The following is a 12548-nucleotide window of genomic DNA, read 5'->3' on the forward strand; positions in this document are numbered from 1 at the left end:
GCCTCTTTCGCTTGGCATCATTTTGAGTATGTAAGGTCTCGCGCCGCTGGGTACCTGACCGCTGGAAAGCTTCGAGTGCATCCTGAGCTTGTTTCAGATCAGCCTGGATCTGGCTCAACGCAGCCTCTGCCAGTTTCTTAGCATGCTGGCGTTCCTCACGCTGACGGTTCACTAAGCGCGCTCTGTCGCCCGACAGTGTTTGTGACTTGGAGTTGACCGCGTACAGTTGAGTCCTAACCTTACTGAGCTCATCTTTCTGAAGTTTCAAAGCAACCAGCGCTTGATCTCGTCTTTCTACCGCAGCTTCACGATTGCTGTGCAGAACCGTAAGCTCGGTCTCAGCATCTTCCAATAGCTGTTCGAGCTTCGATTGATCGGCCGCTTCAGTAGCATCAAGCACGTCCAGATCGAGCTCAATCCCATAGAAAGAGTCCGCGACCGCCGCTAGCTGTGGTGTCAGATCGCTGCGCTGCAGGAGCGCTGGATTGATCACCTTCGCCACATTACCGACCCACTCCGGATGATTGGCCCGTAAGAAGTGGAGGAGGGTGTCAGGCTCAGGAGAATGTGCACATTCGATTTCCTGTATCGAAGCGTGCTGGGCGGATAACTTTTTGTCTATCGCAGTAATGTTCTCCTCGGCCTTGTCGACCGAGGTCTGCCCGTTGTTAGCTTCTTTGTCGTGCGCCTGGACAGCCAATTGAAGCGTAGCCGCCGTATTATTAGCCTCAGTGATCTCCGCGTCTTTGAGCTCTATCAGCTGCAAAATCTCAGGATCATCAGATGGGCGCTCAACTCTGTTTCTCGCAGCCCCCACCTCCTGATTCAGTTGAGAGACGATCTCGGAAAGGCGTGACTCTTCAGGTTTGAGTTCTGCGGCCAAATCCTCCAGATCAATCTTCAGTGTCTCCTGGAGGAGAGTCAGCTCGCGCTGGAGGCCCGCCATGACCGAGCTCTGGTTGTTGTTTGCAGCTCTCTCGACGCTCACGAGCCGAGACTCTTCTTCATTGATCAGCCTTTCATAGCGAGCGCTGATATCGTTATACGCTCCCTGCAACAAGTTCAACTGCGCTTGTGCACTTGTCAAGTCGTTCTTGAATATCTCGAGTTGCCCAGTCCGTGAACGCTTGTGATCGATATCTTGGCTCGCGAAGTCGGCGCGCTTGCTTTCTATGGCAGCCAGCTGTTCTTCGTGGTGCTTGATACGGATATCCAAGGAGGTTAGGCGCCCCTGGATCTCGCTGGCTCGCGCGCTGTGATTTTCCTGCGCCTCTGTCAATTGACCCTGCAATCGGGTTTCTTCAGCGCGACGGGCGGCCAGCGATTCAGTCAGATGATCCTGAAGGAACAGGAACTTTTCTTTTATCTCGCTGATTCCCTCAAGCGTGGCATCAATTTCCCGAACAACCTGCTGAGCACCTTCAACCAAGGGCTCAATGCCCATGATCTCTTTGTAGGCGCGGTGATCCCGTGGCCAAGTCTCAACCTTGCTTCGCTCTGTGTGGATGCCCACAGAGGGTTTGCCTTCAAAGACCCAGTCGGATACTACTTGGCGAAGGTCATCAAAATCGGCCTGACGGGAAAACATTCCCCGAATAAGTTTTTCCAGATGGCGCAATGGCTGACGATACTTAGTGAATCCGTAGTCGTCCGACATACCCAGCAGGTAGCGCCGATGATTGCTGTCGGCATGTGCCGGCTGCCAATACTGGATGATGCAGCGGTAATCCTGATAGGTCTCAACCTGCCTGTCGGCGCAGGAGATGGTGAGCTCACTGAGGCGCCGGCGAAAATCCTTAGTGAGCACAAACTGTTTGTCTTCATTCACGAACATCTCGCGCAAAAAGCCATGCTTCACGAACCGGAAATAAACTTTGTCCCCCGAGCTATTCCCATATGCGACCACCATCCTTCGCCCACCGTCTGGCCGCTCGTATTCGAATGCGATGTAGGAAGTCGGATTGGGCAGGTAATACTCGATGAATGAGTCTTTGCCGCGAGATACCAGAGCCGTTGGTTCCACGCCTATGAACAGCAGAACCAGCGAGAGTAACGACGTTTTTCCTTGGCCATTACGGCCAGTTAACGCGGTGCCACCATCGATCCCCATGGTCTGAAGTCGACCCTTCGAAAGGGAGTCAACCAGGTGGATATTTATCAACCTGAAAAGCTCACCTGACGGACGCTCAAAATCCACATCTAGGGCTACATCGTCTGCAGGCGGTGGCGCGTCAGAAGACATTGCTAATTCGATAGGTGGGCCTGTGGCTATGTCAAGCGACAGGGTGGCCTGATTCTGTTCTTCGGTACTCATCATGATGTCCTAGAGGATTGTCCGGTTAATCCAATTACTGCTGGCGAAGATCGGCTCAGATCTGTGGTCGCGAACGCCGGCACATGCAGCTGCTCGTGACGAACACCGATAATCGCGCATGGCTGCGCTTTAACACCATATCAAAAGTCGGTGTTTGTCCGCGTCTGCTAAAGGATATTCCGCAGTGATTCAGAAATTTCCGTCCAATATTTAGGAAACGCTGACAGAGTGGCTTCTTGGGGCGCGCACTCAATTTAACATAATATACATTATGCGAAGTGTCGGATTGAGACCTATGGGTCTTGGCTCGCATAAATTCGGGAAACGTTACGGTACCAAAACGATTACGCCAGGATTGCTGCCTGTGCCGGTGGCGCGCTCTGAAACGAGAATCACCGCTGCCCACTGTCCGATCTGCTCGTAATACGCCTGCGTGCCGGATGCTACTCTCGGCCATGACGCTGTCAGTGGCATTCGCCTTGCGGTTCTCACTCGCCATGGGCCAAACAGTCCATGCATTTTTGCACAATATATCGGCTTATTTAGGCGTTCATATTTGTTTTATGCATGCATATACTCGATTCAAATCTGGTCCTGAACCAGATCAGTCCCGACAAAAATAAACAAGGGAACCCACCGTGAAACCATTCCTGCTTGCCGTCTCGCCATCATCAGGTCCGCGCAACTATCCCGTACTCGCCGAGTGACTGCTTGGTACTTGCGACCCGCGCCGATCGATACCTTGATTGATGGAGAGAACAATGAATACCAACAGCCACCCCTTCCTCGCCGCTCGCGACCTCCTGCTTTCCCACCGTACCGATTACGCTGCGGCGATGCGTGACTTCCGCTGGCCACAACTGAGCGAGTTCAACTGGGCGCTGGATTACTTCGATGCCATGGCACAGGGCAATCACGCCAACGCCCTGTGGATCGTCGAAGAAGACGGCAGCGAGCGGCGCTACAGTTTCCAGCAACTGGCCTCGCGCTCCAACCAGGTTGCCAATCACCTGCGCGCGCTCGGCGTGCGGCGCGGTGAGCGCATCCTGCTGATGCTTGGTAACGATGTCGCCTTGTGGGAAACCATGCTGGCCGCTTTCAAGCTCGGCGCCGTGGTCATCCCCGCCACCGCCTTGCTCACCCCGGATGACCTGAGTGACCGTATCGAACGCGGTCAGGTTCGCCACCTGGTAGTCGGCAGCGCCCATGTCGACAAGTTCGTCGGCCTGGATGACAGTTGCAGTCGCATTTGCGTCGGCTCGCCTTCCGCCGGCTGGATTCCGTACAGCGCTGCCAGCGAATACGCCGAGCACTTCGAAGCCGAGGGCAACACCCTGGCCACTGACCCGATGCTGCTGTACTTCACCTCCGGCACCACCTCCAAACCGAAGATGGTGCTGCACAGTCACCAGAGCTACCCGGTCGGCCACCTGTCGACCATGTACTGGATCGGCCTGCAGCCGGGCGACCTGCATTTGAATATTTCCTCCCCGGGCTGGGCCAAACATGCCTGGAGTTGTCTTTTCGCGCCGTGGAACGCCGGCGCCTGCATTTTTATTCACAATGTCACGCGCTTCAGCGCACCGGTCCTGCTTGGTGCCCTGGAGCGCTACGGCGTTACCAGCCTGTGTGCACCGCCCACCGTCTGGCGCATGCTGATCCAGGAAGACCTGGCCAGTTACAAGGGGCGCTTGAACCTGCGTGAACTGGTGGGCGCCGGTGAACCGCTGAACCCGGAGATCATCGAGCAGATCCTGCATGCCTGGGACTTGCCGCTGCGTGACGGCTTCGGCCAGTCGGAAACCACCGCCCTGGTCGGTAACACACCCGGCCAGCGGCTCAAGGCGGGGTCCATGGGCCGCCCGCTGCCGGGCTACCGAATTACCATGCTTGACTCCGATGGCGTACCCGGCAATGAGGGTGAAGTAGCCCTGCCGCTGGACGTGCGACCACTGGGTCTGATGTTGTGCTACGAGGACAGCCCGGAAAAAACCGCCGAAGTGATGCGCGACGGTCACTACCGCACCGGCGATACCGCACAGATCGACGCAGAGGGCTACATCACCTTCGTCGGCCGTGCTGACGACGTATTCAAGTCTTCCGACTACCGCATCAGCCCCTTCGAACTGGAAAGCGCGCTGATCGAGCACCCGGCGGTGATGGAAGTAGCCGTGGTACCGAGCCCTGATCCGGTGCGCCTGGCAGTGCCCAAGGCCTATCTGATCCTGGCCCATGACTTACCGGGCAGCTACGAACTCGCCGCCAACATCCTCGCCTTCGCCCGCGAGCACTTGGCGCCCTACAAGCGGGTGCGACGTATCGAATTCGTCAACGAACTGCCCAAGACCATCTCCGGGAAGATCCGCCGGGTGGAACTGCGCCAAATGGAAGCCCAGCGTCGCCAGGGCGACGCACGAGGCCCGCAGGAATACTTCGAAGAAGACTTCCCTCAGCTCAAGGGCTGAATCTAGGGCCGGTGCGCCGGCCCTCCCGAATCAAAACCCGACCGCTCGGCCAACCACACCGAAGGGCCTCGCTGCAGCCCGTTATTTCTCAGCATTTCGCCGTTAGCGCTTCAGCCACTGTTGCCGGCGATGGTGATGTAATCGGTGTAGAGCTGCGGCGCGCCGGAGAAAGACGCCAGTTCACGCCATTCCTCGTACATGCGTTCGCTCTCCTGGTGCTCGCGTACGAAGGTCAGGGCTTTTCCCGTCGAGACGTCCAGCTCCGGATGGAAGGCGTTCAGGGAATCCAGGCTTTCGATTTCCAGCATGACGGCGTACTGGTCCAGGCGGCTGCCGCCCTGCCCCTTGAGCATGTGAAACTTCCAGCCCGGGTAGTCTTCAACGCGGTGAATGTTGCCGGTGATGAAGTCCTCGAAGGTTTCCGGCGCCAGGCCGAGCGCGACGCCGTATTGCCGCCTTCGGTTGGTGCGCGCCTGGCGGTCGAATTGGGCGTGCGGCAAGGCTGGGAGCGCTATATTGGTAGCTGTGGCGACATGCCGGGTTGGCGCGTTTCAGCGCCCCGGCTCCGGTCGATGTCCTGCCGCGCGAATACGGCTTTACCGTTGACCATGTCCGTGCTCGCGCCAAGGCGCTGCTGGCACGGCCTTAGTTTGCCGGAACAAACCCGGAAAGAGGCTCAATCGTGAATAAACAAGACGCCGCGTTCTGCAGTCTCCTGAATAAAATCGCCCAGGGCAAAAGTGAGATCGAGGATCCTGCCGAAGTCGATACGCTGGAGCGGTTGATCAGCTTCAACTATGCGCAAGCCATGGCCGACGTCAGCCATCAGCGATTGGTCTACAGCCATGCGCAAATGACCGTGATGGGAAGAGCTTTCCTCGCGGAATGCAAGGCAGCGGAACATCCCCTCGGATAGAGGGACTTTTATCCAAGTGCCCTCTCTCAAATCCGCGCTACGCTATGTCAGCGGTCGCCATGATTTCTCCGGGCATTTCCGGGAGCTGCGAGCCGTGTTTGAGATATCGAGTCATGAGCCAGATCAGACGCGTAGTCAATAGTCGTGCCCAGGCGCTTTGCAGGCTGTGTCTGCCGGTGTGGCTGCTGGCCTGCAACGCGTATGGCACGCCCTTGCCGATTGATTTTTTTATCCTCGACGCCCCCCCACTGACCCTGGTCGATGATGCCAAGGGCCACGGCATTGTCGGTGACGTGGCCCTGCTGGCCATGGCCAACGCTGGCTATGCCGCCCATATACAAGCGCTTCCCTGGGCCAGGTCGCAAAAATACGTCAGCGAGAAGCAGGACCTCTTGATTGCCCCCCTGTCGCGCACGCCCGAGCGCGAAGATCACTTCACCTGGATCGCTCCGGTGATGACCATGGATCGCGCTTTTTTCAGCCTTGAGCACCGGGTGAGCAGTTTCGCCGAAGCCAAGAGGACTTACCGTGTGGTCGGCGTGGGCCTGGGCAGCGCGCAAGAAGAAATCCTCCGCACGCAAGGCTTCAGCAGCGCGCAGATCCATCCGTTGACCATCGGGGAAAACCCCGCGCAAATGCTCTTGAAAGGTCGTATCGATGCCTGGTTCAACGGTGTCCCCGAGAGCCAATACATCTGGCCAAAAGTGTCTCGACGCAAACTGCTCATGAGTCCGGTCATGAGCAGTGTCGACCTCTATCTGGCCTGCTCGAGGCAATGCTCCGCGGAACTGGTGCAAAGCCTACGCGACGCGGTGGAAAGCCTTCGCCGTGACGGAACCCTGGCACGGATACAAAACAGCTATTTGTCGCAATAGTGCACCCAGAACTCACGGAGCCTTCTTGCGATAGGCCATCGAGTCGTCGATTCTCTTGAGTATGTAGTCCCCCGCCGCCACCGGCGGATACAGGCTCAGCGTCGAATCGATGCCCAGTTCACAAGGATCGACCAGGGCGCCATAGGTCGGATCATAGAAGGTCGCGATGGAGTAACGCTCATGGCCCGAGCGATTGATCACCCGATGCAAGGTCGAGCGAAAACGATTGTTGGACCAGCGCGCCAACAGGTCACCGACATTCACCACCAGGCTGCCGGGAATCGGCGTGGCATCGATCCAGCGATTGGAGCCCAGCTCCCGGACCTGCAAACCACCGCTGTTGTCCTGATACAGCAAGGTGATGCAACCGTAATCGGTGTGAGGCGCAACCCCGAATTGATCGGCATCGGCCTGGGCCGGTTGCGGCGGGTAATAAACCATCTGGGTGCGCTGCAAAGGCTTGGTGTATTTGTCGATGAAGAAGTCTTCGTCAATCCCCAACCCCACCGCCACCACCTTCAACAAGTCTGCGCCGGCCTTGCCGATTTCCTGATAGTACTCCGCCAGGACCTCGCGCAACGACGGCATGAACGCCGGCCACTGGTTCGGGCCGCGCAGCGCCTCGCCGGCGAGTACGCTGGGATCGTCTTCGGCCAGCTCAAGGCCGATACTGAAAAACTCCTTGTGATCGGGTTTGCTGGCTTCGTACATGGTCGCTCCGCCCAGTGCGTGCCAACCACGATGCCGCTTGTTGACGGCCGCCTCGCGCTTGACCTCGGTCGGATAGGCAAAGAACTGCGCGGCGGCCGACATCGCCCTGTCGATCACCGGCTGCGGCACGCCGTGATTGATGATGTAGAAGAAGCCGATATCGCAGCAGGCGCTTCTAATGGCGTCGGCGGCTCGACGAATACTCGCCTTGTCACCTTCGCGAACACCGGACATATCGATCAGAGGCAGGCGGATACTGGTAGACATAGTCACTCCTTGGGCCGTGGTTGAGGGGACATGACACACTTATGAGTCAGCTGTATATACAGCTATAAGCATTTACCGTGCCGCCCCTCTCGCCCAGCACCACTGCACCGCAGGCCAAAGCGCCTGCTCCCTGTTCAATAACGCTGATGGAGGTGACTCCTCCGCGATCATTGATTTCCTTATGCCCCAACAGTGCGCAATGAGCACGTATCAGGTGCGTCTTTCGGTTACATCCTCTGAGACAGCAAGGCCAAGCTGTGTCGGGCGATGACAGCGTTCTCGTCAGTCGCTATGACCCACGCGGAGACTTTGCTCCCCACCTCGGAGAGACAGGCAGACACCGCCAGATCAGGCGTTTCGCTGCCTACGATTTTTCGAGCCACGCCCAACCAGGCACACCCCTCGAGAATCCCATCACGCACCTCATGCGCGTGCTCTCCGATGCCACCGGTGAACACCAGCGCGTCTACACCACCGAGCACCGCGGCCAGCGCGCCGATTTCCTTGACCACGCGGCGCACAAACAACGCCACGGCCTGTTTGGCGGAGTCCGATCGGCTGGCCAACAGCGTACGCATGTCACTGGCCATGCCACCCGAGACACCGAATAACCCGCACTCGTGATACAGCAGGTGTTCGACTGCCTGCACGCTCATGCCGCGCTCACGCAGCAGGTACAGCACGATCCCGGGATCCAGGCTTCCCGGTCGGCTGCCCATGAGCAATCCGTCCAGCGTGGAGAAGCCCATGGTCGTGGCGCGACTGGTCCGGTCATGCAACGCGCATAAACTGGCGCCGTTACCGAGATGGGCGACGATCGTCCGCCCTTGTGCGGCATTGCGGTCGTAATCAGGCAAAACACCGGCAATATATTCATAGGACAAGCCGTGGAAACCATAACGGCGCAGACCCTGCTCGCTCAGGGCCCTGGGTAGCCCGTAAAGGGTTTCCAGCGGATCGAGCGTGTGGTGAAACGCGGTGTCGAAACAAGCCACCTGGGGCAGCTCGGGATACTCATCAGCCAAATGCAGCATCGGCGCCAGGCACAGTGGCTGGTGCAACGGCGCCATCGGCGTCAGCGCCTGCATCTCGCGGATCAACGACGCATCGACCCGCGCCGCCACCTCCGGACGGTTGCCGCCATGCACCACGCGATGGGCCGCAGCGGCAATACGCCATTGCGTGTGGCTGTCGATCCAGCCCATCAGCCGGCTCAAGGTGGCTTTATCCATGCCATCATCGGCACTCGGCCATTGTTCCTGCTGCTGCGCCTGGTGCCGGGAGTCCTGGTAACTCAAGCTCGCCCTGTTCTGGCATACCTCGACACTGCCATGGCCCAGGCAGTGAAGCGCGGACCTGTTGGCGTCATACAGGGAGAACTTGAGCGTTGAAGAGCCCGCATTGAATACCAATAGCGCGGGGCAAGGATTATCCGCCATGACGTACTCCCAGCGTTGACGGGCCAGCTACCTGCCAGGGCCGCAGCCTCAGCTTTCGGTTGCCGGCGTCCATTGCCATTGCGCCACTTCCGGTAAATCCCGGCCGTGTTCGATCAGGTACAACGCATGCTTTTCCCGGGAGGCCCAATAACGCGCACGCGCCGTCTCGACCTGCGGTTGCAAGCGCGGGACCCGTTCAATCACATCCAGGGCCAGTTGGTAACGATCCAGCTGGTTGATCACCGTCAGGTCAAAGGGCGTGGTGGTGGCGCCCTCCTCCTTGAATCCCCGGACATGAAAACGTTCCTGCTGTCCGCGACCGTGCAAAAGCCGGTGGATCAACGATGGATAGCCATGGAAGGCAAAAATAACCGGTTTGTCGCGGGGAAACAGCTCCTCGAAAGCCCCATCCGACAGGCCATGGGGGTGTTCGCTAGCGGGTTGAATCACCATCAGGTCAACCACATTGACCACCCGGACTTTCAGATCCGCTACGTAATCGCGCAGCAAGGTCACCGCCGCCAGGGTTTCCAGGGTCGGAACGTCACCGGCGCAGGCCATTACCACGTCCGGGTCCTCGTCGTCATGGCTGGCCCATGCCCAGCGCCCGATGCCACGCAGGCAATGGCTGGTGGCCGATTCGATATCCAGCCACTGCCAGGCCGGCTGCTTGCCGGCGACAATGACATTGATGTAGTTGCGGCTGCGCAGGCAGTGATCGGTCACCGACAACAGGCAGTTGGCATCGGGCGGCAGGTAAATGCGCACCACCTCGGCTTTCTTGTTGGCCACCAGATCGATGAATCCCGGATCCTGATGGGAAAAACCATTATGGTCTTGCTGCCAGACATGGGAAGAGAGCAAAAGGTTGAGCGAAGCAATGGGTTTGCGCCAGGTCACGCCGGCGGCGGTTTTCAACCATTTGGCGTGTTGATTGACCATCGAACCGACGATATGGATGAACGCTTCGTAGCAGGAAAACAGCCCGTGACGCCCCGTGAGCAGGTAACCCTCCAGCCAGCCTTCGCAGACATGCTCACTGAGTATTTCCATGACTCGCCCATCGGCGGCCAGGTGATTGTCTCCAGGCTCCAGATCCGCCATCCAGGTCTTGCCACTGACCTCATAGACCGCGTCGAGCCGGTTGGAAGCGGTTTCATCCGGGCCAAACAGCCGGAAGTTCGCCGACTTCAGGTTGCATCTCATGACCTCTTTCAAAAACACCCCCAGCACACGCGTCGGTTCCGCCTGCAAGGCCCCGGGCGCTGGCAGCTTGACCGCATATTCCGAAAAACGCGGGATATCCAAAGGGTGTAGCAGCAACCCACCGTTGGCGTGGGGATTGGCGCTCATGCGTCGGTGTCCGCCAGGTGCCAGCTCGGCAATCTGGGGAAGCAAGGCGCCGCTGGCGCTGAACAGTTCCTCCGGGCGGTAACTCTTGAGCCATTCCTGAAGTTGCATCAGATGCCGGGGTTGCTGCAGGTCTGCCAGCGGTACCTGATGGGCACGCCAGGTACCTTCGACAGGCAAGCCGTCGACAAACTTGGGGCCGGTCCAGCCTTTTGGGGTGCGTAGCACCAGCATCGGCCAGAGCGGACGCTCCGGCACCGACTGCTCCGGCTGCCGGCGCGCGGTACGCTGGATTTCGCGCAGGTCCGATAAAATGGTGTCCAGGGTCTTGGCCAAGGCCTGATGCACGGTCTCGGGATCATCACCCTCGACAAAATAAGGCTCATAGCCATAGCCGTACATCAAGGCGCTGAGTTCTTCCTCGCTAATGCGCGAGAGCAGCGTGGGATTGGCAATCTTGTAGCCATTGAGGTGCAGAATCGGTAGTACAACGCCGTCGCGCCGGGGGTCGAGAAATTTGTTTGAATGCCAGCTGGCCGCCAGCGCGCCGGTTTCGGCCTCGCCATCACCAATCACACAGGCCACGATCAGGTCCGGATTATCAAAGGCCGCACCGTAGGCATGCGCCAGGCAGTAGCCCAACTCCCCGCCTTCATTGATGGAGCCGGGCACTTGCGCCGAGACATGGCTGGAGATGCCATAGGGCCAGGAAAACTGTCGAAACAGCTGCAGCAGCCCGTCGGCGTTTTGCTCCACCCGCGGGTTGAGCTCGGTGTACGTCCCTTCCAGATAAGCCTGCGCCATGATGGCCGGTGCGCCGTGGCCCGGGCCGGTGACAAAGAGCAGGTTCAGGTCATGAGTCTTGATCAGGTGGTTGAGGTGCACGTAGATCAGATTCAAGCCCGGACTTGTTCCCCAGTGCCCCAGCAACCGAGGTTTTACATCGGCCAGTGCCAGGGGCCTGCGCAACAGCGGATTGTCCTTGAGGTAAATCTGCCCAACGGCCAGATAGTTGGAGGCCCGCCAGTAGGCATCGAGACCTTCCAATTGATCATTGTTCAGAAAATCACTCATGAGAAACTCCGATGGGTCCGAGCACGAGCATTTACTATCCGGAGCCGGAGCACTTTGCTGCTTGATTTACATCAAGCCAGTCGGCTTCCGCGGCTCATTATCAAGCCAGCAATTCCGGGTGTAATGGATGCGTCACATCATTGGCTTGCACTGCCTTTTGTGTCTGCTCATGCACATTACTGGCCGCAGGAGGCAGTTTGAGTGCAAGCACATTACAGGCCGGATTATCGAGAATGCCCTCAGCAGTGCTCCCGATAGTCGAACTGAGAAGATGGTGATTGGCCGAGCCGATGATCAGAAGATCATAGGCATTACGCTGGACATACCCACGAATGACGTTGGCCGCAGCTCCCACCAGGAAATGCCGGTGTTCCTTGGCGAACCCATATTCGCTCGCCAATGCATCGAATACGTTCCTGCGCGCCTCATAACTCGGCAGCTCGCCACTAGAGGAGGCTGCTGCGAAACCCTGACAGCCCACGGCATTACAGTTGTAGACCGTAATCAGATGCAACGAGGCATTACGGGCATCCGCCAATTGCCGGGCCATACGGATGACCTGGTCATTTTCCGTGGCGCGGCCTTCACCCTCCAGTTCAATATCCACGGCGACCAGAAACTTGCGCAGACGCGGGGCTGGTGCTTGCTTGATATAGAGTACCGAGGTCGGACTGGCGCACAACAAATCCCAATCGAGCGACGATAGCACCAGACGCTTCAAATGAGCTTCTTCATGCAAGTCCTTGATAATCAGATCAGCGTTCATCTGCCGGGCGTAGGTCGCCAGCTCGAAAGCGGACGGTTTGCCCCAGATAACCTCGTACTGCACTTCAATCCCTTTTTCGCGCAACAATACCGCTTCACTGTTCAACCATTGCCGATAAACATCCATCATGCCGTTGCGGGCTTTGTCCAGATTGACTGAATGGCCATGCCCAACCACATCAAGTGCCGCTGCGTGGACGAAAGCAACCAGATGCAAGGCCACATTGAGCGTCTGCGCCAGTACCCCCGCATATTCCAACGCGGGGGTGTGCACCGGCTGGGAAGGTGCGATAAGCAGTAAACGCAATGATCGGATCATGACCCACCTCGGCATTTGGCAGTCCTGCCGTTGAATGACCCATGTACGCCTGT

General features: G+C 58.2%; 9 protein-coding genes. 3 read left to right on the forward strand and 6 right to left on the reverse strand.

Annotation, left to right across the window (positions count from 1 at the left end; all coding sequences use genetic code 11):
• On the reverse strand, window positions 1–2314 hold a 2314-nt coding region (locus tag M5B99_RS01725), incomplete at its 3' end, for an ATP-binding protein (RefSeq protein ID WP_248802350.1).
• Window positions 2315–3075: 761 nt separating this feature from the next.
• Between M5B99_RS01725 and M5B99_RS01730 the strand changes: the two genes are divergently transcribed.
• Entirely contained in the window at window positions 3076–4779 is a 1704-nt protein-coding gene (locus M5B99_RS01730; protein WP_248802351.1) for an AMP-binding protein, read from the forward strand.
• 110 nt (window positions 4780–4889) lie between these two features.
• On the opposite strand, the gene M5B99_RS01735 is transcribed toward M5B99_RS01730, so the two are convergent.
• Entirely contained in the window at window positions 4890–5279 is a 390-nt protein-coding gene (locus tag M5B99_RS01735; RefSeq protein WP_248802352.1) for a hypothetical protein, read from the reverse strand.
• Between the two features lie 182 nt (window positions 5280–5461).
• Here M5B99_RS01735 and M5B99_RS01740 point away from each other — a divergent pair, with 182 nt between their 5' ends.
• A complete protein-coding gene (locus M5B99_RS01740) occupies window positions 5462–5695 on the forward strand; it encodes a hypothetical protein (RefSeq protein ID WP_248802353.1) in 234 nt (77 codons plus the stop codon).
• A 113-nt stretch (window positions 5696–5808) separates the two neighbouring features.
• Window positions 5809–6570 (forward strand): substrate-binding periplasmic protein, encoded by a 762-nt coding sequence (locus M5B99_RS01745; protein ID WP_248802354.1) that lies wholly within the window; start codon window positions 5809–5811, stop codon window positions 6568–6570.
• Window positions 6571–6582: 12 nt separating this feature from the next.
• Here the strand turns inward: M5B99_RS01745 and M5B99_RS01750 are convergent, their stop codons facing one another.
• The 4 genes from M5B99_RS01750 to M5B99_RS01765 form a co-directional block, all read right to left on the reverse strand.
• Window positions 6583–7548, reverse strand: coding sequence for an isopenicillin N synthase family dioxygenase (locus M5B99_RS01750; protein WP_248802355.1), 966 nt, complete (start codon window positions 7546–7548; stop codon window positions 6583–6585).
• A 227-nt stretch (window positions 7549–7775) separates the two neighbouring features.
• Entirely contained in the window at window positions 7776–8987 is a 1212-nt protein-coding gene (locus M5B99_RS01755) for an acetate/propionate family kinase (RefSeq protein WP_248802356.1), read from the reverse strand.
• A gap of 48 nt (window positions 8988–9035) precedes the next feature.
• On the reverse strand, window positions 9036–11411 hold the full coding sequence (locus M5B99_RS01760) for a phosphoketolase (RefSeq protein ID WP_248802357.1): 2376 nt from the start codon (window positions 11409–11411) through the stop codon (window positions 9036–9038).
• A 100-nt stretch (window positions 11412–11511) separates the two neighbouring features.
• Complete coding sequence (locus M5B99_RS01765; RefSeq protein ID WP_248802358.1) at window positions 11512–12495, reverse strand: universal stress protein; 984 nt, start codon at window positions 12493–12495, stop codon at window positions 11512–11514.
• Window positions 12496–12548 lie beyond the last annotated feature (53 nt).

The organism is Pseudomonas sp. MWU13-2100 (genome assembly GCF_023242365.1).
Taxonomy (GTDB): domain Bacteria; phylum Pseudomonadota; class Gammaproteobacteria; order Pseudomonadales; family Pseudomonadaceae; genus Aquipseudomonas.

Excerpts from the sequence above, each read along its gene's own strand:
- M5B99_RS01730 (WP_248802351.1), top strand. The coding sequence starts at position 3,076 with ATGAATACCAACAGCCACCCCTTCCTCGCCGCTCGCGACCTCCTGCTT.
- M5B99_RS01745 (WP_248802354.1), top strand. The coding sequence starts at position 5,809 with ATGAGCCAGATCAGACGCGTAGTCAATAGTCGTGCCCAGGCGCTTTGC.
- M5B99_RS01760 (WP_248802357.1), bottom strand. The coding sequence starts at position 11,411 with ATGAGTGATTTTCTGAACAATGATCAATTGGAAGGTCTCGATGCCTAC.
- M5B99_RS01750 (WP_248802355.1), bottom strand. The coding sequence starts at position 7,548 with ATGTCTACCAGTATCCGCCTGCCTCTGATCGATATGTCCGGTGTTCGC.
- M5B99_RS01755 (WP_248802356.1), bottom strand. The coding sequence starts at position 8,987 with ATGGCGGATAATCCTTGCCCCGCGCTATTGGTATTCAATGCGGGCTCT.
- M5B99_RS01765 (WP_248802358.1), bottom strand. The coding sequence starts at position 12,495 with ATGATCCGATCATTGCGTTTACTGCTTATCGCACCTTCCCAGCCGGTG.